This window comes from Streptomyces sp. TLI_55, from assembly GCF_900206255.1.
Taxonomy (GTDB): Bacteria; Actinomycetota; Actinomycetes; order Streptomycetales; family Streptomycetaceae; genus Streptomyces; species Streptomyces aquilus.
In genome coordinates, this window is record NZ_OAOJ01000001.1 from 6,391,549 (window position 1) to 6,412,201 (window position 20,653).

At 69.8% G+C, this 20,653-nt stretch carries 13 protein-coding genes; 4 read left to right on the plus strand and 9 right to left on the minus strand.

Annotated elements, in window-relative coordinates; all coding sequences use genetic code 11:
- Nucleotides 1-103: 103 nt before the first annotated feature.
- The 4 genes from CRP56_RS29670 to CRP56_RS29690 all read right to left on the minus strand — a co-directional run bounded on the left by CRP56_RS29670 (nucleotide 104) and on the right by CRP56_RS29690 (nucleotide 4,912).
- Nucleotides 104-295 carry a hypothetical protein gene (locus tag CRP56_RS29670; protein WP_097269137.1) on the minus strand — a complete coding sequence of 64 codons (192 nt, stop codon included), beginning with the start codon at nucleotides 293-295 and terminating at the stop codon, nucleotides 104-106.
- A gap of 10 nt (nucleotides 296-305) precedes the next feature.
- Nucleotides 306-1,160 carry a helix-turn-helix domain-containing protein gene (locus CRP56_RS29675; RefSeq protein WP_097269139.1) on the minus strand — a complete coding sequence of 285 codons (855 nt, stop codon included), beginning with the start codon at nucleotides 1,158-1,160 and terminating at the stop codon, nucleotides 306-308.
- An 817-nt stretch (nucleotides 1,161-1,977) separates the two neighbouring features.
- On the minus strand, nucleotides 1,978-3,891 hold the full coding sequence (locus tag CRP56_RS29685; RefSeq protein ID WP_257041199.1) for a tetratricopeptide repeat protein: 1,914 nt from the start codon (nucleotides 3,889-3,891) through the stop codon (nucleotides 1,978-1,980).
- Nucleotides 3,892-4,054: 163 nt separating this feature from the next.
- Nucleotides 4,055-4,912, minus strand: a complete 858-nt coding sequence (locus CRP56_RS29690; RefSeq protein WP_097269143.1) for a 5'-methylthioadenosine/S-adenosylhomocysteine nucleosidase family protein — start codon at nucleotides 4,910-4,912, stop codon at nucleotides 4,055-4,057.
- A gap of 25 nt (nucleotides 4,913-4,937) precedes the next feature.
- Here CRP56_RS29690 and CRP56_RS29695 point away from each other — a divergent pair, with 25 nt between their 5' ends.
- Together CRP56_RS29695 and CRP56_RS29700 are read left to right on the plus strand one after the other, a co-directional pair.
- Nucleotides 4,938-5,474 (plus strand): hypothetical protein, encoded by a 537-nt coding sequence (locus tag CRP56_RS29695; RefSeq protein WP_097269145.1) that lies wholly within the window; start codon nucleotides 4,938-4,940, stop codon nucleotides 5,472-5,474.
- Nucleotides 5,475-5,532: 58 nt separating this feature from the next.
- The gene (locus CRP56_RS29700; protein WP_097269147.1) at nucleotides 5,533-7,935 is read left to right on the plus strand and encodes a tetratricopeptide repeat protein; all 2,403 of its coding nucleotides are present in this window, start codon (nucleotides 5,533-5,535) and stop codon (nucleotides 7,933-7,935) included.
- On the opposite strand, the gene CRP56_RS29705 is transcribed toward CRP56_RS29700, so the two are convergent.
- Both CRP56_RS29705 and CRP56_RS29710 read right to left on the minus strand, forming a co-directional pair.
- Complete coding sequence (locus CRP56_RS29705) at nucleotides 7,932-8,630, minus strand: response regulator (RefSeq protein ID WP_097269149.1); 699 nt, start codon at nucleotides 8,628-8,630, stop codon at nucleotides 7,932-7,934. The two genes, CRP56_RS29700 and CRP56_RS29705, sit on opposite strands and share 4 nt — an antisense overlap.
- Nucleotides 8,627-10,450, minus strand: a complete 1,824-nt coding sequence (locus CRP56_RS29710) for a sensor histidine kinase (RefSeq protein ID WP_097269151.1) — start codon at nucleotides 10,448-10,450, stop codon at nucleotides 8,627-8,629. The genes CRP56_RS29705 and CRP56_RS29710 overlap by 4 nt, the downstream gene beginning before the upstream one ends.
- Nucleotides 10,451-10,600: 150 nt before the next feature.
- On the opposite strand from CRP56_RS29710, the gene CRP56_RS29715 reads away from it, so the two are divergent.
- Nucleotides 10,601-12,013, plus strand: a complete 1,413-nt coding sequence (locus tag CRP56_RS29715; RefSeq protein WP_097269153.1) for a cation:dicarboxylate symporter family transporter — start codon at nucleotides 10,601-10,603, stop codon at nucleotides 12,011-12,013.
- A gap of 186 nt (nucleotides 12,014-12,199) precedes the next feature.
- Nucleotides 12,200-12,973, plus strand: a complete 774-nt coding sequence (locus CRP56_RS29720) for a DUF2127 domain-containing protein (protein WP_097269155.1) — start codon at nucleotides 12,200-12,202, stop codon at nucleotides 12,971-12,973.
- Here CRP56_RS29720 and CRP56_RS29725 read toward each other — a convergent pair.
- The 3 genes from CRP56_RS29725 to CRP56_RS29740 all read right to left on the minus strand — a co-directional run bounded on the left by CRP56_RS29725 (nucleotide 12,970) and on the right by CRP56_RS29740 (nucleotide 20,571).
- Nucleotides 12,970-13,212 carry a hypothetical protein gene (locus CRP56_RS29725; protein ID WP_097269157.1) on the minus strand — a complete coding sequence of 81 codons (243 nt, stop codon included), beginning with the start codon at nucleotides 13,210-13,212 and terminating at the stop codon, nucleotides 12,970-12,972. The two genes, CRP56_RS29720 and CRP56_RS29725, sit on opposite strands and share 4 nt — an antisense overlap.
- A 362-nt stretch (nucleotides 13,213-13,574) precedes the next feature.
- Nucleotides 13,575-13,994 carry a hypothetical protein gene (locus tag CRP56_RS29735; protein ID WP_097269158.1) on the minus strand — a complete coding sequence of 140 codons (420 nt, stop codon included), beginning with the start codon at nucleotides 13,992-13,994 and terminating at the stop codon, nucleotides 13,575-13,577.
- Nucleotides 13,995-14,067: 73 nt separating this feature from the next.
- Nucleotides 14,068-20,571 carry an RHS repeat-associated core domain-containing protein gene (locus CRP56_RS29740; protein ID WP_257041207.1) on the minus strand — a complete coding sequence of 2,168 codons (6,504 nt, stop codon included), beginning with the start codon at nucleotides 20,569-20,571 and terminating at the stop codon, nucleotides 14,068-14,070.
- Nucleotides 20,572-20,653: the final 82 nt, after the last annotated feature.

Genomic DNA, 20,653 nt, shown 5'->3' on the forward strand with positions numbered 1-20,653 from the left:
CGCGATTCCGCCATGCTCGACTCCCCGGACCAGGTGCCCGAGTCGAACGAGACGAACGACGTCTACCCGCCCGGCACCCACGACGGCTGACCTTGCCGACCGCCTAGAGCAGGTGGTCGGCTTTGCCTGCCTTGATGTCGAGGATGAGGGCGCGGAGGGCTTCGCGGGAGTCGGTGAGGGGGTGGTCTTCCTGGCCGGTCACGGCGATGTAGGCGTTGCCTTCGTGGTCGGTGCCTATGCGGAAGCAGTTGGCGCCTTCCCCGCAGAAGGGGTCTTCCCAGGTGACGTCGGTCATGGTGGCGCTCCTAGAGGTCGTCGGCCAGGGCGGCGATGAAGTCGTACGTGGCGGTGGGGGCGAGCGCAACGGCCTGGGCGGCGTCCAACTGGGCTCGGTACTTCGCGAGTTGGGTGTCGGTGTCGATGAACTCCGGCCCGTGTGTGCTGTCCAGCTCCACGGTGTCGAGGCGGGGGACGGACGCCTCGGCGTAGACGACGGACTGTCCTGCCCCCGGGAAACCGCCCGCCTTGAACGGGATGACCCGTAGGGTCACGGCCTCGCGTTCGGACATGTGCAGCAGGTGCTCCAGTTGTCGCCGGGCGACCGCGGGGCCGCCGAACTCCATGCGGAGCGCGGCCTCGTGGAGGATCACGTCGAGGTGCGGTGGGCTCGGCCGGTCGAGTACCTGCTGCCGGTCGATCCGGTGGGCGACCCGGACGTCGACGTCGTCGGGGGACAGGCGCGGGATCACGGCTTCGAAGACGGCGCGGGCGTGTTCCTCGGTCTGGAGCAGCCCCGGCAGGTGCACGGTGACGGCGATGCGGAGGCGTGTGGCGTGCCACTCCAACTCGGCGATGTCCAGGAAATCGTCCCGGAGTTGACCGCGGTACGCCTCCCACCAGCCCTTCTCGCGTCCGGTGGTGGCCACGGTGGCGAGGGCCTGGATGAGCTCGCTGTCCGTGCAGCCATAGTTGCTCGCGAGGGTGCGTACGCGTTCGGGACTGATGCCGGAGCGCCCGGACTCCATGTTGGGCACGTTCGTGCGCGGCACCCCCAGCAGTGCGGCCGCCTGCTCCGTCGTGATCCCGGCCGCGACGCGCAACCTCCGCAACTCGGTGCCGAGCCGTCGCTGACGCTCCGTCGGAGCGCTCCTCGGTGGCATCCGCCCTCCCGTATGGCCTTGTGAGACGGGGACAGTCTGCCGTCGGCATGACAGATCGGTCCAACAGGGAGTTCCGCGAAGGGTAGTACGTGTACTCCTCTCGTGCGCTACAGTCGGTGACGAGTCGCTTACTGGCTGCCCTTGCCGGAAGTGCATCGCGTGAGCCTGCCCGCGTTCTCCTGCCCTGGGAGGGGTGGGCCTGCGCCAGGGAGACAGGCCACCGGGGTCGGTCGGGTGGGCGGCTTGTTCGGTATCGCGTACGTCTGAAATCGCCTGGGTACGAAGGAGTCCCTCACCATGTCCGTATCGTTCACCTCTGCCGGTGTGTCCGCCTGCCCGCTCGCCCTCGATGACTGGCAGGCGCCGCCTCCGTCGCCGGACACGCTCGCCTACAGCTTCACGTTGCCTGGCGGGCCTTCCAGTCCGCGTGTTGCCCGGGCGGCCACGCGGGTCGTCCTACAGACGCATGGGCTCGCCGACATGACCGATGCGGTGGTGCAGGTCGTTGGTGAACTGGCCGCCTGCGCTTGCCGGTTCACGCCGGGGAGTGAGGTGTACGTGTCGCTTCGATGCCGGGATGGGGAGGTGCGGGTCATTCTCTACGAGGGGCACGACCGGCACGCTCATCCTCGGCTGGCGGCTGCCTGTGATGCGCGGAGGCGGGCGGCGTTGCGGGTGCTCGGGTGCGTGGTGCGGGCTTGTGAGGGGGAGTGGGGGTTCGGGGAGGCGAGGGAGCCCGGGGGTGGGACGCGGATGTGGGCGGTGGTGCCTTGGCGGGGGGCTCGGGGGTATTTGGGGGTGGAGTGAGGGGCAGGGGCTACTCCGGGAGTTCAGCGGCTCGGTTGCGGACTCGGGCGGCCTCGGTGGGGGCGTTGGCGCGGGTGTAGGCGTCGGCGGCCTGGAGGTAGGCGGAGCGGGCCTCGGCCGGGTGGTGGGATTCCTCGTGGGCGAGGGCGAGATTATGCAGGGTGTGCCCCTCGCCGTACCAGTCCTCGAACTCCCGGCAGATCTGCAGGTCCTTGCCATACGCCTCGATCGCCTCCTCTACCCGGCCCGTGTGCCACAGGGCGAGGCCGAGGTTGTACCACGCCAGGCCCTCACGGTGGCGGTCTCCGGTGGCCCGGTACAGGTCGCGGGCGCGTGTGTGGGCCTCGATCGCCTCCCCCGCTTGACCCGCCTGCCGCAGCGCGCTGCCGAGGCTGGTCCACGCGTCCGCCTCGCCGCGACGCTCCCCGGCGGCCTGGTACAGGTCGCGGGCCCGGGTGTGGGCCTCGATTGCTTTCCCTGCTTGGCCCGCCTCCCACAGGGCGAGGCCAAGGTTGTTCCACGCCATGGCCTCGTCGTCGCGGTTTCCGGTGGCCCGGTACAGGTCGCGGGCGCGTGTGTGGGCCTCGATCGCCTCCCCCTCCCGGCCCACCTCTTGCATGGCGAGGCCGAGGTTGTTCCACGCGCCGGCTTCGTGGAAGCGGTCCCCGGACCCCTGCGCAGCCACCCGCGCCGCATCCGCGACTGAGATCCCGTCATCGAAATACCGCCGCCAGTCCAGATATGCCGCCAGGCACAAGGCCAGCCGCACCCCCGCCTCCGCGAACCGCTCCTCCCGCGCCCACCCCACCGCCGCCACCAGGCCCGCCCGTTCCCCGTCAAACCATGCCAACGCCCCCGCCCGGTCCCCGAACAGCTCTGGCATCCGCCTCCCCGGCAGCCACTTCAACCGGTCATCGGCCGCCTCCGCCCACCGGCAGTAGAACCCCAGCACCCGCTCCCGAGCAGCCTTCTCTTCCTCCCGCAACCCCGCGTCCCCCGCCACCACACCCGCCCCGAACACTCGCACCAAGTCATGCAGCCGCCACCGCATAGCGCCTGTCGAACCGTCGACACCCCGTACTGGCGTGACGAGATGGGTCGCGGCGAGGTCCTCCAGCAGTGACAGCGCAGCCTCCATGTCGAGGTCGGCCAGGGCGGCGATAGCTTCCGTCCCCGTCTCCACGCCTGGCGCCAGGCAAAGCAGTCGCAGCAGTCGGGCCTGGTCAGCTGGCAGTCGTCGGTACGACGTCTCCAGCACAGGTCGCAGAACGAGCGAGCGCCCATACAGATCCGTCCCGGGACTGCCACCGTCGAGAACCGAGGTTGGGTCCCCAGCCTCCCGGATCTCGGTCACCAAGGAGGCGATGCTTCGATGCCGTCGCCGGCGCAGCATCCCCGCGGCGATCTGGAGCGCCAGCGGTAAGTGGCCGCACAGGTCAGCCAATTCGCGTAACGCGTCAGGTTCCCGCGCCGCGCGATCGTCGCGTTCGTCGGTGTTGTGCAGGGCTCGCGTCACCAGGGATACAGAGTCCTCTGGGTCAAGGGTCTCCAGGTCGATGAGGCGGATCGACAACGCGTTCGGACGGTCCCGTGAGGTGATCAGCACTCTGTGGCAGTCCGTGCCCGGTAGCAGCGGCAAGTACTGCGACGGATCGGACGCGTTGTCCAGGATCAGCAGCGTCCGCTCCCGGCGTTCGGCGAGCAGCTCGCGATACGTGTCGTACTGGCGCTCTGTCGTCGGCGGCAAGTCCCGGTCCCGCACACCCAGCGCATCCAGCAGAGCCAGCACCGCCTGATCGGCCGTGACGGGGTCGTCGTCGTAACCGCGCAGGTCCACGAACAGCGTTCCGCCGGGGAACCAGCCCTTTCCCCGCGCCCGGTGCGCGGCCTCAACCGCCAGCGCCGTCTTGCCGATGCCTCCCATGCCAGTGACAGCGAAGATTAGGAGAGGGAGGGCCGTAGCGTCGTCCTCGGTCGGCGTGAGGTGGGGCAGCAGGCGGCCCAGTTCCGCCGACCGCCCCGTAAAACCCGGCGGGCGCAGCGGCAGCGTCGCCGTGGCGCGCGGAACCGGGCCGTGGGCCGTACCCCTACCGCTGCTCGGTTCTCTTCCCGGTGACGGGGCCATAGAAGGTTCCGCCCCTGAAGTCGATGTGGTCTCCGCCGTACGTTGCTCCCCCGTCCCCGCGCGAATAGGGACCCTCCTGGTCGGAGGAACCACGCGGCCCGTGTCTACGCAGCACCGCCACCATCACCGCCGCAGCCTGCTTAGCTGCGAGCGGCTGTGAACCGGCAGCGTCGGCCACGTGCTTGTCTGCGTTGGCGTGGTCGCTGATGCCACGGACGACCAAGGAGTCCAACCGGCCGTTCAGATGGGCGGCTTGAGTCGCCCCGTAGCCCTCCATCTCGATCGCCGCCGCGTCGTTGTAGTTCCGGCGGACGAATTTCGCGATCTCGGAATCGGCATCTGCCAGCACCACATCGCCCGTAGCGATCGGCGCGAAGTGGGGCCGTACGTCGGGCATGTCGCGGACCGCGAAACGGGCCGCCTGCTCCAGTGCATGCGAACCCGGCAACGACTTCGGGCGGACATGGAAGCCTTCCGGCGTCTGCTTGCCGCCGTGGATCTCGTACACCTGCGTGCCCACGACGACGTCCCCGATCTCCACGTCGTCCTTCAGGCCGCCGGCGACACCTACGAAGAACACGGCCTCCGGGCGCAGCCAGTCGATGAGCTGCGTGGTGAGTGCGGCGGCCCGGTCGGCGCCCACGCCCAGTTCGGCGAGGGCGACCTGCCATGCCGTACCGGGCAAAAGGCCTTGCTCGATGCGGGTTCCGTCGCGATGCGTTCGCTCTCGGCGCTCCTCGATGTGCACGCGTACGGCGGCGTATTCGAGGGGGAGCGCGGTCAGGACCAGAGCGGTGGATACGGTCTCGGGCACACTCATAAGGTACGCCGGGGAAGGGAAACGCGTGGCTGAACAGGACGTCACCGTCGGGCAGTTGCTGCTCGCCGAGTATCAGGCCATCAAGGACGAGCAGAAGGCGCGGATCGGGTTCAGGGACAACCTCCTCTACGTCACTCTGACCGTCGTGGCCGCCGTCATCGCCGCCGCCGCGCAGGCCAAGCAGGCGTCGATGCTGCTGGCGCTGCCGCCGGTGTGTGTCGTGCTCGGGTGGACGTATCTCGTGAACGACCAGAAGATCTCCGCGATTGGGGCGTATGTGCGCAGCGAACTCGCGCCGAAGTTGGCGGAGTTGGCCAATCCGGTGGGTGGGGTGCAGGCGTTCGGGTGGGAGATCGCTCATCGGGGGGATGCGCGGCGGGGGTCGCGGAAGGCTGTGCAGTTGGCGGTGGATTTGTTGGCGTTCTGCGGGGTGCCGTTGGCCGCGCTGGTTGTCTTCTGGGCTTCCGGAGGGAGTGGGCTACTCATTGCCTTGTCTGGGTTGGAGGCGCTCGCCGTGGGTGGGCTTGCCGCGCAGGTGGTGTGGTACGCGAATGGGGCGTGAACTCCCGTAACACGCCCTACCTTTGACGTACTGGTACGGAACGGCGGGGGACGGGTGGATGGAAGCGGCGTGGCTTTCGGCTCTTCTGGCGGCTCTGGTGGAGGGCGCGGGCGGGGACTCCGGGCGCCGGGCGGTGGAGAAGCTGGCGCAGGCGGTGGGGCTGCGTGCCGGGGCGTCTATCGGCGAGATCGTGGAGGGGGCAGCGAATCCGGCGCGGCGGGATGCGGTGCGGGAGTGGGGTGAGGCCGTTGCCGACCTGCTCGCCGCCGATCCTTCGGGTGTTGCCGGTGCCGTGGCGCAGGTCATGGAGCGTCACGCGCCGGGGAGCGGGAGCTCCTGGTACGACGGTGATCACGCCGACTTCCGGGGTGGGGTCTTCCTGCGTGAGGTGGTCGGCGTGCAGGTCGTGATCCAGCAGGGGGCCACGGCTGTACCCGAGGCGATGGCCGGTCTGCCGCCGAAGCCCATTGGGTTCACCGGTCGGGCGGCGGAGACGGCGGCGTTGTTGTCCGCGCTGGATCCGGCCACGGCCGATTCCTCCCAGTCACCCGCCGTCCTCGTCGCCGCAGTGTCCGGCCTCGGCGGCATCGGCAAGACCGCGTTAGCCGTCGAGACCGCCCACCAGGCCCGCGCGCGGAACTGGTTCCCCGGCGGGGTTCTCTTCGTCGACCTGCACGGCTATGACCCGGAGCCTGTCACCGCCGACCGGGCCCTCCAGGCCCTGCTCCGCGCCCTCGGTATCCCTTCAGAACATATCCCCGCCACGGCAGACGAGCGGGCGGCCCTCTACCGGTCGACCCTCGACACGCGGGCTCGGGAGCGCGGTGCGGTGCTGGTCCTCGCCGACAACGCCTCGTCGCCGGATCAGGTGCGGCTCCTCCTGCCGGGGGACTCCAGGCATCATGTCCTGGTCACCTCCCGGGACCGGTTACCTCAACTGGGGGCACGGCTCTTGTCTCTGGACCAGCTCACACCGGAGGAGGCGGACGAACTCCTCGACCGAGCCCTGCGGATCGCCGATCCGCACGACACCCGGATCGCCGACGACTATGACTCGGCTGGGCAACTGGCGCGAATTTGTGGTTACTTGCCGCTCGCTCTGCAGATTGCGGCCGCTCTGCTGGCGGAAGCCCCGGGGATGCCACTGACCGAACTCGTCGCTGAGCTTGCCGAGTCCCGTGATCGCCTCGACCACCTTGACGACGGTGAGCGCAGCGTCCGCGCCGCCTTCGAACTCTCTTACCGTCGTCTCCTGCCCGGCCAGGCGCGGTTGCTGCGCCTGCTAGCCCTCGCGCCGGGGCCTGAGGTGAGTGATGAGGTGGTCACCGCACTGGTCGGCGCGGAGACGCCTCCGGTACGGGAGCTGAAGGCGCTGGCTCGTGCCCATCTTGTTGAGCGGGGGAGCGGGCGTGGGTGGTGGCGGGTGCATGACTTGGTGCGGGTGTTCGGGGTGGGTGTGGTGGCGGGGGATGGGGGGTTGCGGGAGGAGGGGGAGGAGGCTCGGGAGCGGGTGCTGGGATTCTACTGCCGGTGGGCGTACGAGGCGGATGACCGGTTGCGTTGGCTGCCGGGGATGCCGGTGCCGGAGCGGTTCGGGGACCGGGCGGGGGCGTTGGCGTGGTTTGACGGGGAGCGGGCGGGTCTGGTGGCTGCGGTGGGGTGGGCACGGGAGGAGCGGTTCGCGGAGGCGGGGGTGCGGCTGGCCTTGTGCCTGGACGGGTATCTGGACTGGCGGCGGTATTTCGATGACGGGATCGCCGTCGCGCAGGCGGCAGCGGCGGCCGCGCAGCGGGTCGGGGACCGCGACTGCGAGGCCGACGCGTGGAACAACCTCGGCCTCGCCCTGCGTCATACGGGCCAGGCGGACGAGGCGATCGAGGCCCACACCCGCGCCCGCGAACTGTACCTGGCCACCGGCGACCACCATGGCGAGGCCCTGGCGTGGAACAACGTCGGCATCGCCCTGCAAGAGGCGGGCCGGGTGGAGGAGGCGATCGAGGCTCACATTCACGCCCGCGACCTGCACCAGGCAGTCGGGGAGCGTCGCGGCGAGGCCGACGCGTGGACCAGCCTCGGCGCCGCCCTGAGGGACGCGGGCCGGGCTGAGGAGGCGATCGAGGCTCACGTCCGCGCCCGTGATCTGTATCAGGCCGTCGGGGACCGTCATCGTGAGGGCATGGCGTGGAACAACCTCGGCGCCGCCCTGCAAGATGCGGACCGGGCGGGGGAGGCGATCGAGGCGTATGGCAAGGACCTGGAGATCTGCCGGGAGTTCGAGGACTGGTACGGCGAGGGACAGACCCTGCAGAATCTGGCCCACGCCCACGAGGACGCCCACCGCCCCGCCGAGGCCCGCGCCGCCTACCTCCAGGCCGCCGACGCCTACACCCGCGCCAACGCCCCCACCGAAGCTGCCGAAGTCCGCACCTGGGCCGCCACCCTCGACGCCCCCACTCCCTAACGCCCCAACTCCCCCTTAACCCACCGATACTGCAACTCAGGCCGCCCCACAGTCCCATACTGCGGAGCCCTCGCCGCCCGCCCCGCATCCACCAAATGCTCCAGATACCGCCGAGCAGTAATCCGCGAAATCCCCACTACCTCCGCCAACCCGGTGGCCGTAAGCCCCTCCCCTGAATCCCGCAGAGCGACCGTCACCCGCTCAAGTGTCGGCGCACTCAACCCCTTAGGCAGCGCCGCAGGCGACGGCGCCCGCAGCGAAGCCAACGCCCGGTCCACCTCGTCCTGCCCGCTCGCTTCCCCCACCGCCGCATGGAACTCGGCGTACCGCACCAGCCGATCCCGCAGCGTGGCGAACGTGAACGGCTTCAGTACGTACTGCACGACCCCCAACGACACCCCCTCCCGCACCACCGTCAGATCCCGCGCCGACGTCACCGCTATCACGTCCGCCTGATGCCCCGCCGCCCGCAGCGACCGCGCGAACTGCAAGCCGTGCACATCCGGCAGATGCAGATCCAGCAGCAGCAGATCCACCGGCGTACGGTCCAGCAGCCGCCGAGCCTCCGCCCCCGTGTGCGCCTTGCCGACCGCGACGAACCCCGGCACCCGCCCCACGTACATCACATGTGCGTCCGCGGCCACCGGGTCGTCCTCCACGACCAGGACGCGGATCGGCTCTGGCTGGGTCGTCATGCGTCGCCTCCGGATGCGGTACCTCGCACAGCGCGCCGCTCGGTCCCGGCCGGTACGGCAGCTGTCGTCGACGCATCTTCGACCATGCCCCCGGCCGCCGCACCCCCGGCCGCCGCACTCCCGGCCGCCGCACTCCCGGCCGCCGCACTCCCGGCACCCGCACTCCCGGCACCTGCACCCCCGGCCACCGCACCCCCGACCGCCGGACCCGCGGCGTCCCCCGCCCCCCGCAACGGCACCCGCACCTCGAACTCCGCCCCGCCCCCCTCCGCAGCTGCCACGGCCAACATCCCCTCATGCCGCGCCACCGCCTGCCGCACCAGCGCCAGCCCCAGCCCCCGCCCACCCGGCCCCGCCGGCTTCGTCGAGAACCCCCGCTGGAACACCGCCTCCGCATGCGCCGGGTCCACCCCCGCCCCCGTGTCCGCGACCCGCAGCACCAGCTCGTCACCGTCCGTGTACGCGGTCACCGTCACCCGCGCCCCCACGCTCCCCTGCGCCGCGTCCACCGCGTTGTCGATCAGGTTGCCGAGGATCGTCACCAGGTCCCGGGCGGGGAGGGAGGCGGGGAGCAGGCCGTCGTCCAGCCGGCTGTCCTCCGACACCACCAGCTCCACGCCCCGTTCGTTCGCCTGTGCCGTCTTCCCCAGCAGCAGCGCGGCCAGCACCGGCTCACTCACCGCCGCCACCACCTGGTCCGTCAGCGCCTGCGCCAACTCCAGCTCCGCCGTCGCGAAGTCCACCGCCTCCTCCGCCCGCCCCAGCTCGATCAGCGAGACCACCGTGTGGAGGCGGTTCGCCGCCTCATGCGCCTGCGACCGCAGCGCCTGCGTGAACCCCCGCTCCGAGTCCAACTCGCCCATCAGCGACTGGAGTTCCGTGACGTCCCGGAGCGTCACCACCGTGCCCCGCCGCTCGCCCCCCGACACCGGCGACGTGTTCACCACCAGCACCCGGTCCGCCGCCAGATGCACCTCATCGACCCTTGGCTCCGACGCCAGCAGCGCGCCCGTCAGCGGCGCGGGCAAGCCCAGTTCCGCCACCGACCGACCGACCACATCACCCTCCGACGCGACCCCCAGCAGCTCCCGCCCACCGTCGTTGATCAGCGCCACCCGGTACTGGCCGTCCAGCATCAGCAGCCCCTCGCGCACCGCGTGCAGCGTGGCCTCGTGGTAGTCGTGCATGCGGCTCAGCTCGGCCGCGTTCATGCCATGCGTGTGGCGGCGGAGGCGGGCGTTGATCGCGTACGTGCCGATCGCGCCCAGTGCCAGCGCGCCTCCCGCGGCTCCGAGGAGGGCTGTGAGCTGGCCCTGGACCCGTTTACTGATCGCCTCCACCTTGATCCCCGCGCTCACCAGGCCGATGACCTTGCCGTTCTCCATGATCGGTGTGACCGCGCGGACCGAGAGGCCGAGGGTGCCCTTGTAGGTCTCGGTGAAGGAGCCCCCGGCCAGAGCGGGCCCGATCCGGCCCAGGAACTTCTTGCCGATCTCCGACTCCGTGGGGTGCGTCCAGCGGATGCCGTGCGTGTTCATGATCGTCACGAAGTCGACGTCGGCGTCGAGCATCACGCGGAGCGCGTAGGGCTGGAGCCGCGCCGAGGGGTCGGGGGTGTGGATCGCCTGCCGTACCGACGGGGAGTCCGCGACCGCGCCCGCCACCGCCATGGCCTGGCGGCCCGCCGCCTCCTCGGCCTGGCCGCGGTCGCTGACGTACGTGAACAGCGCGTATCCCGCCACGAGCACCGCTATCAGCACGGCCTGCATGGCGAACAGCTGGCCGGCCAGGCTGCGGGGACGGGGTATGGGGATGCGCATGTCGTCAGTGTGCCTCCGACGTTAAGCGTGAACTAAATGAACGGAAGGGTGACCACCCTCACAGGGCGGGAGATAGTCACCGCATTCCTCAAAAGCCCGGACGTGAGCCGCACGCCGGTCATCCCGACGAAGACGTCAAGGAGGGCAGCCGTGGCCGCCAGCACCCCCGCAGCACCCGATACGGCACCCAAGGTCAAGGTCAAGAAGGACCGGACCCACTATCTCTACATCGCGGTGATCGTCGCGGTCGCGCTCGGCATCCTCGTCGGCATGGTCGCGCCGGACTTCGCCGTCGAGCTGAAGCCGATCGGCACCGGCTTCGTGAACCTGATCAAGATGATGATCTCGCCGATCATCTTCTGCACGATCGTCCTGGGCATCGGGTCGGTGCGGAAGGCCGCCAAGGTCGGCGCCGTCGGCGGTATCGCGCTCGTCTACTTCATGATCATGTCGCTGGTCGCGCTGGGCATCGGCCTGATCGTCGGCAACATCCTGGACCCGGGTACCGGGCTCGCCGTCACCGACGCCGTCAAGGACGTCGGTCACGCGCAGGTCGACGCGGAGGCCAAGGACACCACCGAGTTCCTGCTCGGCATCATCCCGACCACCTTCGTCTCCGCCTTCACCGAGGGCCAGGTGCTGCAGACCCTGCTCCTCGCCGTGCTGTGCGGCTTCGCGCTCCAGGCCATGGGTCCCGCCGGGCAGCCGGTGCTGCGCGGTGTCGAGCACATCCAGCGGCTCGTCTTCCGGGTCCTCGGCATGGTCATGTGGGCCGCTCCGATCGGCGCCTTCGGTGCGATGGCCGCCGTCGTCGGTTCGGCGGGTGTGGACGCGCTGAAGGATCTCGGCCTCCTCATGGTGGGCTTCTACATCACCTGTTTCCTGTTCGTCTTCATCGTGCTCGGCGCGCTGCTGCGGGTGTTCGCGGGCCTGAACATCCTCAAGCTCTTCAAGTACCTGGGCCGTGAGTTCCTGCTGATCCTCTCCACCTCCTCCTCCGAGTCCGCGCTGCCGCGGCTCATCGCGAAGATGGAGCACATGGGTGTCAGCAAGCCCGTCGTCGGCATCACCGTCCCGACCGGCTACTCCTTCAACCTCGACGGCACCATGATCTACATGACCATGGCCTCGCTGTTCATCGCCGACGCCATGGGTACGCCGATGTCGCTCGGTGAGCAGATCCCGCTGCTGCTCTTCCTGTTCGTCGCCTCCAAGGGCGCCGCCGGTGTCACCGGTGCCGGTCTCGCGACCCTGGCCGGTGGCCTTCAGTCGCACAAGCCCGCCCTGGTGGACGGCCTCGGCCTCATCGTCGGCATCGACCGCTTCATGAGCGAGGCCCGCGCCCTCACCAACTTCGCGGGCAACGCCGTCGCCACGGTCCTGATCGGCACCTGGACCAAGGAGATCGACCGCGCCCGGGTCGACCAGGTGCTCGCCGGTCAGCTGCCCTTCGACGAGAAGACGCTGCTGGACGAGGACGGCGAGGGCGAGGGTGACGGTGCCGGAGACGTCCGCGCGGACCTGCCGGAGCAGGGCGGCGAGAAGGAACTCGCCAAGGCCTGAGTGCACCGCAGACTCCGGGCGGCCGAGTAGCTCCCCCGTCGCTCGGCCGCCCGGGCAGCAACACGGCAAGAGTCGTCGGCGGCAAGAGTCATCACTCACCGAACTCTTACCCGCCCCCACTAGCCTGCCGCGTCTGCCCCCAACAGGCGCGGCAGGCTAGTTCAGCGTTCGTGGAAGGCACGGGGGATGGCGATCGACTGGGACCGGCGCACCTGCGCGCGGCGCGGGCATGTGACGTACGCGCCGGACGACCCCCGGCTGCGGATCCGGCTGCGGGCCGACACCGCGCTCGGCGAGGTCTGGCGCTGTCTGCGCTGCGGTGACTTCGTGCTCGGTGAGCCGCACGGGTCGGGGCCTGCCGCCGAGGCGCCCCTCGTACCGCGCGGCAAGGTGCTGCGCGATCTGTTCGTGCTGCGCTTCCTCGCGATCGAGCGGGCCGTGCGCGGCGTGTTCATCGTGCTGGTCGCGGCGGCCGTGTGGAAGTTCAGCAACTCCCAGGACGCGGTGCGCCGGCTCTTCGACGAGTACCTGGACGTGTTCCGCCCGGTCTTCCGGCACTTCCACTACGACCTCGACCATTCACCGGTCGTCGGCACCATCCAGAAGACCTTCGGGTACAGGCACAACACCCTGCTCCTGGTCGCGGTGTTGCTCCTGGCCTACGCGCTCATCGAGCTCGTCGAGGCGGTCGGGCTCTGGTACGCCAAGCGCTGGGCGGAGTATCTGACGGTCGTCGCCACGGCCGCCTTCCTCCCCCTGGAGATCTACGAACTCACCGAGCACATCAGCTGGTTGAAGATCGCCACCCTGGTCCTCAACATCCTCGCCGTGCTCTACATCCTGCTCACCAAGCGGCTGTTCGGGCTGCGCGGCGGCCACCGTGCCTTCGAGGCGGAACGCCGCAGCGCGTCCCTCCTGGAGGTCGAGGAGGCCGCGAAGGTGCCTTCCGGCGCCGCCTAGGCCCACGGGTCCGTGATCTCCCGCAGCAGCGACAGGGCCTCGCACAACTGCTTCATACGGCGCTTGCCGAGGTGCTCCTCCCACTCCTTCTCCACCTCGGCCACGACCCCGTCGGCCACCTCCGCGGCCTCGGTCAGCCGCGTGCCGTTCGGGCCGATGCGCTGCATCACCCGGTTCTCCAGGGCCCGGTACGGGAGGAACAGGAGCACGCCCGTGTTGAGCTCGCTCTCCGTCGGCATCGCCCGACGAGTTGTGCAGGTCGTCGACCCTCGCCGGAACTGGAACCGGATGATCCATGACACGGCCGTCCGCGAGGCCGCGGCGCCCACCGACGTGATCGTCGACCGGCTGCGGTCGATCATCGGCTCCCGGCGCCTCGCCCCCTGACCTCACCGCACGAACCCCTGCTCGACCTCCTCGTCCACGGCCAGGACATCGCCCTCGCGCTGGGCCGGGAGCGGGCGGTGCCGCCGACCGCCGCCCGCGCCGCCGCCGAGCGCGTATGGACCATGCGGCTCCCGCCCCGCCCCTGGCCCCTGCCGAAGGCACGGCTCTCCGAAGGCTGGTTGAGCCCCGGCCGACCCCTTCGGTACTGGTCGGCTCACCAGTCGTCGTCGACGTCGAAGTTCGCGTCGATCGGCGTACCGTCGTCCAGGAACGCCGCCACCAAGTACGTGCCGGCGGAGACGAGCCGGGTGTAGAGCCGCTCCGCGAGCTGCCAGCTCTCCACGTCGTAGGAGCGGGATACGGCGGTGAGGATCGCCGGTGCCATGTCGACGGCACCCGGATCCGGACGGCCCACGTACAGGGAGACGCTCATCTCGCTGTTCTCGAACCAGTACCGCCACTCGTCACCGTCGGCTGATTCGGCCACGGGCACGTCGAGGGGGACGCGCAGAGTCCGGGCGACCTCCTGCCACAGTTCCCCGGCGAACCGCCGCCAGTCGTCGGTCTCCCGCGCCGGTCCGACGTAGAGCTCGAAATCCTTCTTGAAGCCGACGTGCGCTTCGAAATCGCCCACCCTCATATCCATTTCCGGTCGTGAAAGGCACGGGGGGTGCCGGTCGTCCCGGCACCCCCCGCGTGATCCTCTCTCATACCTCGTGATCGATCACGTAGTCCCTGCCGATGAAGACGACGCGTTGCACGGTCCCCTTCGGGTTCCACTGCCTCAAGGCGTCGCTGACACCGTCCTCGTCCATTCCGACGGGACGCAGATCCACATAGACGACGTCGACCTGCTGTTCCCGGTCGGCCTTCTTCAGATGCTTGGCGAGCTGATTGGTGTTCGAGCCCCGGGGCACCTTGAACTCGGCCCGTTTGTCGTCGACCCAGGCGTCTCCCGCGTGGGGTGCCTGTTGGTCGTCGTTGCGGGACATGACGTCATGTCCCATGACGGCCAGGGTGAGGGCCAACTGGAACTCGGCGTCGTCGGAGAAACCGAATTCACTCGCGGAGCGCTTCGTGTTCTTGCGCTTCCAGGACTCGTCGATCCGTTCCATGATCTCCTCGACATCGTCCCGGTCGGGCCCCGTCAGCATGTCGGCGAACGCGGAACCGAGCTTGTAGGCGCCGCAGCCGTCCCTGGCGCCGCGGGGGCAGCGGACCGAGTCCTCGATCTCCTCGGCCATCTCCTCGTAGGGGTCGGACAGATCCCAGTCGCCGTCGAGGATCTGGTTCACCCGCTCCTTGCGCAGCTTCGCGGCGATCTCCGCGTTGGCGAAGAGGATCTCCTCCAGGGATCGGCCGTAGCGAGGGGCACCCGCCGGCGCCCTGCCCGACCTGCCGTCCTGGTTCACATACGAGGTGCCGGAGGTACTGCTCTTCCTCGGCTTCCACCCCTTGGCCTTCCGCTCCGCCTCGGTGTCCGGGACGCCGCCGGTGCAGGAGATCTCACCGGTGTGGCACTCGGGCACGCCGAGCCCGGACGGGTCGCTGAGCGTGGTCGGGTTGCCGTTGGCGTAGCCGTACCCGTTGAGGGACTGGTGCTGGTCCGGCATCAGCAGCGGGTCGACGCTGAGGAACTGCCCGGTGGAGGCGTCGTACTCGCGGGCCCCGATCTGGGTGAGCCCGGTGCCGCTGTCCACGCTCTTGCCGAGGAAACCCTTGTCGTCCGGCCAGGTGCCGGTACCGCTGCCCCGGGCGCTGCCGAAGGGGGTGGTGTACCGCTTGCTCAGCGCCTGGGTGCTGTCACTGCCGATGGAGACGGTGCTGGTGCCGTGGTGGTCGCCCGAGAGGTACTGGAGTTTCTCGGTGCCGGTCGCGTTGCTGCGCACCGCGATGGCGGCTCCGGCCACCGTGTAGTAGCGATTGGCCCACTTCTTGCCGCCCTTGAGGTGTACCTCGGTGGCCCCGAGATACAAGACGCTCTCGCCGTTCGTGGCGTTGTCGCGGCGGATGAGGAGAGTGCCGTCGGCGTCGTACAGGTAGTCGGTGGCCGTGGCCCCCTCGGTGAGCCTGCTGAGCTTGCCCTCGGCGTTCCACAGCAGCGACTGCCGGGTGGCGGAGCCCGCCGTCTCGGCGCGGGTCTCCGTGTTGCCGACGGCGTCGTACGTGTACTGCTCGGCCGCCGGGTCGCAAGCGGCCGCGGTCGTGGTCGACTTCAGGGCGTGCTTGCGGGCCGGGTCGTAGCAGTACCTCGTCGTGACCGGGGTCGGTACGGCGGCGTTGCGGGTCTCGGTCGCCCGCTGGCCCGATGCCGTGTAGCCGTAGCTGGTCCAGTACGGCGCCGCGCCACCGAGGTTGGCCACGGTGCGCCCGGCGGCCGAGCAGTCGGCCGTCTTCGGCGTCCACGCCTCGGTCAGCCGCTGCTGCTCGTCGTAGGCGAAGCACTGGTGGTCGGCCCCGGAGCCGGTGTCGGCGCGGTCGTGGATCGCGGTGACGTTCCCGGACTGGTCGTAGCGGTACTCCAGATCCTGGACCGGACCCCGGGTCTGGTCGTCGGTCGACGACGTCAGCAGGCGGCCGGTGCCCGGCTCGTAGGTGCGCGAGATGAAGACCCGCTTGGCCGAGGCGGAGGTGCCGAGTTGGTACTGGTGGACCTGGCCGAGCGCGGAGTAGTCCACGCCCAGCAGATAGCCGCTGATCCCGGACTGCGAGACCGGCAGCCCCGCGTCGTTGTACAGCGTCTCGACCGTCTCGGCGGCCAGACCGCCGGCCGCCGGCTCCTTCGTGTTGTTGACCGTGCCGTCGAGCCGGTACGCGGTGCCGAAGGTGGTGGTCTGCGCGACGGCCTGCGAGGTGACCAGCGCGTCGCTGGCCGGCAGGGTCAGATCGGTGCTGGTCGGCCGGTTCAGGCTGTCGTACGCGGTGATCTTCTTGGTGTACGCCTTGCTGTTGGTCTGGCCGACGCCGTTCTCGTACCGGACGGATTCGTCGACGTAGCCCTTGAGCAGGCTGTCGTAGGTCCAGGCGGAGAGCTTGTTGGCGTCGGTGCGGCTGGTGTGCCACAGACCGGTCTTGCGGCCGAGTTCGTCGTAGCCGTAGTAGAGGAGCTGGCCCTTGTGGTCCTTGGTGTGGTCGACCTGGTCGAGGACCGTGTACGTGGTGGTCGTGGTGCCCTTGTCGGGGTCGGTCGCGGTGACCTGCCGGCCGTAGAGGTCGTAGGTGTACGACCAGACGGAGCCGTCCGGACCGGTGATGGTCTTCTGCTTGGCGTCAGGCGTGTAGGTGAAGGCGACCCTGGTGTACGAGGTGCCCTGCGTGGCGCCGTACTCGGTGTCGTTCGGGACCGGGCCCGCGTAGGTGCGGGTCTCCTTGGTGCGGCCCAGGACATCGGTGATCGTCCGGGACGCGGTACCGCCTTCCAGCGCGGTGGTCGCCACCGAGTCACCGGTGTACGTGGTCGTGGTGTCCCACTTCTTGACGCCCCACGAGGACAGCGTGGTCTTCACCACGCGTCCCGCACCGTCGTAGTCGGTGTCGTTCTGCTTGGGCGACTGGGCGTAGTCGACGCCCGTGTAGGTGCTGTTGGGGGCGGTGGTGCTGTCGTAGGCGTCATGCTGCGTGGTGACGGCCAGACCGCGCGAGTCGTAGCGCGTGTCGTTCAGGACGCGCCCGCCGCCGGCCGCCGCGGGGACCTGTGTCTGGACGGGACGCAGCAAGGAGTCGAACAGCGCGTAGGAGGTGCGGTAACTGGTCCCGTCCGCGTTCAGCTTGGCGACGGAGTTCCAGGACGGCTTGGTCTGGCTGATGCCGTAGTCGAACTTCGCGTTCGGTGTGTCACCCCCGGACTTCGACCGGTTGGGCAGCCAGGTGGCCGTGATCCTCCCGATGGCGTCATAGGTGTGCTCGGTCCGCTTGAGGTTGGCGTCGAGGGCGTAGGAGACCGTGCCGCGCGCGGGGTCGAAGTAGGTGTACGACTTGTGCGCCTGGCCGTTCGACGCCAGCTTCGGGTAGGTGACGATGACGCCGGTGACCGGGCCGCCCGCGGCCGGGTAGTAGGCCGTGCTGGTCTCGTAGCCCGCGGCGTCGGCCACCTTCAGGGACCGGCCGAGCTTGGCGGTCGCGGTGTCGAAGGTCGTGGCGGTGACGGTCTGCCACGATCCCGTGCCGGGGTTACGGTCCGCCGTGCCGCTCGCGGCCGGGTAGCCCTTGGGCTGGCCCGTCCAGGTCGGCAGGCCGAGCGTCGGCGTCTGGCCGGCGCTCCAGCCGGTCGCGCCGGGGGTGTCGTACACCGTCGCGGCGTCGGCGAGGACGTCCCCGCGGGTGTCGGTGTTCGCCGGCAGCGACAGCTTGTCGTCGGTGTCCGCGCACTGCTTGGCCACCGTACGGGTGCGGGAGACGAGCGAGGTCAGGCCCTTGGTGTCGTTCCGCGCGTACCAGGTGCGAGTGCAGGTCTCATCGCCGGTCACCGACCAGTCGCCGTGGTTCTCGTTGTGGGTGACCATGCCGTACGTGTCGTCGTAGGTGTACGACGCCGCGGTGGTCCGCCACTTCTGCGCGGCCGTCAGCCACGTGCGCTCGTAGGTGCGGGCCGTGCGCACGAAGTACGCCTTGGTGTTCGCGTACGACTTCTGCTGGCTCGCGGTCTGCTTGGACCAGAAGTTGTTGACGCTGAACGAGATCGGCGTGCCGCCGTCGTAGGTGATCTCCTGGCGCGGCTGGCCCGCGTACTGGTCGGAGTCGGTCGCCGCGGACAGGGTGACGCCCGTCATCGGGATCGGCTCGACGCTCGCGGCGCGGGTGGTGCCGTCGAGCTGCTTGTCGCCGTTCATGCCCTGCATGAACAGCTTCACCGTCTTGGAGCGGACAGCGCCCACCTCGCCGGTGTGGGTGGTCACCTTCTGGTAGCCGCGCCACACGGACCAGGTGCGCTCCTTCTCCTTGGTGAACGGGTCGTCGTCGTAGTGCCAGGCCGGGGACTCGTAGGTGTAGCTGTACTCGACCGCCGGGTTCTTGGCCGCGGGGTCACTGGTGTTGACCGAGGTGACCCGGTACTTGTGGAACCAGTCGAGCGCCGGGTCGCCGCCGTTGACCGCCCAGTACACGGGGTAGCAGGACAGGGTGTTCTTGTCCGCCGCGGCCGGCATGTTGCTGCCGCGCACGCACTCCTCGTTGGAGAACGCCACGGTCGTGACGGCGCCGGTCTCCGAGGTGATGGTGGAGATACGGGGCCGGGTCAGCGGCAGGATGCCGCCGCCGCCCGGCTGGCTGCCACCGGCGACGCGGTTGGGCCGCTGCTGGTAGGTGAAGCCGACCGGCGGCAGGCCGAGGGGGGTGCCGTTCTGGCCGGTGCGCTTGAGGGAGGTGAGGGTGAGGACCTGGTCGGAGCTGTTGCCGATGTCCTGACCGTCGAAGAACTCCTGGCCCAGAGCGTAGGAGTCGACCGGCTTGAAGGCGTCGGGCTCGGCCGCCGTGGACCAGTAGTAGGTGTCGACGGCCGTCAGCCGCTTACGGGTGAAGAAGGCCGGGCCGGTGGCGAGGCAGTCGGTCGCGGTGGACGCGCAGATCGAGTCGAAGGGGACGTCCGGCCAGTCGGCGGCGGTGTCCTTGGTGAGCGCATCACAGGAGGAGGCCGTGCAGCGCTCCTTGTACGTGAACGTGACCTTCGCCGAGGTGACACCCGTGAACAGCGCGTCGGCGCGCTGGCCGTAGCGGATCTCGGTGGGGTGACCGCCCCTCACGTACGACTCGAGCGCCGTCTTGTCGCCGTTCTTCGCGTAGTGGTTGGTCTCCTTGGCGTACCAGTAGGTGGCCGCGTTGCCGTGCACGTCCTGCACCAGGTCGAGGTTCCAGCGCCATGCCTGGGTCTTGGCACGGCCCGAGAACCCGGTGCCCGCGGAGTAGCCGGGCTCGCCGCTGTCGTCGCCGAAGACGGGCACGGTCCAGGTGGAGTTGGTCCGCTCGGTGCCGGCGCCGGGCAGTTTGTTCAGACCGAACGTGTACGTCGTGCCGTTGCCGGTGACGATCCGCCAGTACTCGCCCTTGCCGTCCGTGCCGTCACCGTCGTCGTCGTTGTCGGCGCCGGTCTCGTGGAAGACCTGCGAGGCGTCGTCGTTCTTCAGCCGCCACTTGCCGGAGGTGTCGTCCTTGACCAGCTCGTTGGCGACACCGTTGAGGACGAGCGAGGCGTTCTCGAACTTCCAGCACAGGTCGTTCTTGTCGGCCTGACCGTCGTCCTCGCAACCGCCGTACTGGCGCGAGACGTAGGACTCGGTCATCGAGAAGCCCTCACCGACCAGCGAGCCCTGGTTGTTGGTGTTGGCGGTACGGCCGTCGATCGACCCGGAGTCGTACCCCAGCGCCAGCGGCGGCACCGGACCGGCCGGGGCCGGAGGCAGGGTGAGCGGGTAGGACCAGGCGAACGAGCCGGACGACTCGCCGGCCTGCCAGGTCGACGACGCGGACAGCGGGGTGGCGGCGAAGTCACCGCCACCGGCCGGGGACGTGGTCGTGGACCCGGCGGCCAGCGCCAGCACGGTCGGGGTGCCGCTCGCGGCGACGGCTGTGCGGGCCGTCACCGTCTGGCCCTCGGTGTCGTTGGTGGAGTCCACCGGGGTCGTGACGCGGCACCGGGGCTTCTCCGGGGTGGTGAGCGCGCACGCCGGGAGCTTCACCAGGCCCAGCCGGGTGGCCCAGTTGCCGCCGACCGCGGAGGCGAAGGAGCTGTAGTCCACGGTCACTCGGGCTGCGCCGGGCCGCTTCGCGCCCACCGTGAACACGACACCTGTGACTCCGGCCCGTTGGGTGGCCTTCCGGTCCAGGATCCGGACGGACGCCTCGCCTGAGGCACTCTTGGTGCCGGACTTCACCGCGGTGACGTCGACGACAGTGCTCTTGGACGGGGTCGCGAGCGAGTCGTGGGACGTGCCGGGCTCGGGCCAGGCGACGCGGCGCTCCGCGCGGCCCTGGGCTATCAGGCGCTGGTTGGCCTTCTTGTCGCGGGCGACCCGCGCCCGGGCCTTCTTGGCTCCGAGGCCGGTGACCGGGTGGACCCGGCTGACCTTGGTGTCGGCGGAGTCCGGGGCACCCGGACGGGCCGCCTCGGCGACACCCGAGGGCAGCACCGGCGTCGCGAACAGCGCGAGGAGCAGGGCACCGATGACCGGTCTGCGGCCGGCCGGGTTCCCGGTTCTGCGCGAACGTGATCTGAACACGATCTGCTTTCTTCTGGAAGGTGTGGGGGAAGGCCGGGGCGCGGGCGGTGGAGTACCGCCCGCGCCCCGGCCGGGACAGGTG

Excerpts from the sequence above, each read along its gene's own strand:
- CRP56_RS29690 (WP_097269143.1), bottom strand. The coding sequence starts at position 4,912 with ATGAGTGTGCCCGAGACCGTATCCACCGCTCTGGTCCTGACCGCGCTC.
- CRP56_RS29685 (WP_257041199.1), bottom strand. The coding sequence starts at position 3,891 with ATGGGAGGCATCGGCAAGACGGCGCTGGCGGTTGAGGCCGCGCACCGG.
- CRP56_RS29670 (WP_097269137.1), bottom strand. The coding sequence starts at position 295 with ATGACCGACGTCACCTGGGAAGACCCCTTCTGCGGGGAAGGCGCCAAC.
- CRP56_RS29675 (WP_097269139.1), bottom strand. The coding sequence starts at position 1,160 with ATGCCACCGAGGAGCGCTCCGACGGAGCGTCAGCGACGGCTCGGCACC.
- CRP56_RS29725 (WP_097269157.1), bottom strand. The coding sequence starts at position 13,212 with ATGCCGACGGAGAGCGAGCTCAACACGGGCGTGCTCCTGTTCCTCCCG.
- CRP56_RS29710 (WP_097269151.1), bottom strand. The coding sequence starts at position 10,450 with ATGCGCATCCCCATACCCCGTCCCCGCAGCCTGGCCGGCCAGCTGTTC.
- CRP56_RS29705 (WP_097269149.1), bottom strand. The coding sequence starts at position 8,630 with ATGACGACCCAGCCAGAGCCGATCCGCGTCCTGGTCGTGGAGGACGAC.
- CRP56_RS29700 (WP_097269147.1), top strand. The coding sequence starts at position 5,533 with ATGGAAGCGGCGTGGCTTTCGGCTCTTCTGGCGGCTCTGGTGGAGGGC.
- CRP56_RS29720 (WP_097269155.1), top strand. The coding sequence starts at position 12,200 with ATGGCGATCGACTGGGACCGGCGCACCTGCGCGCGGCGCGGGCATGTG.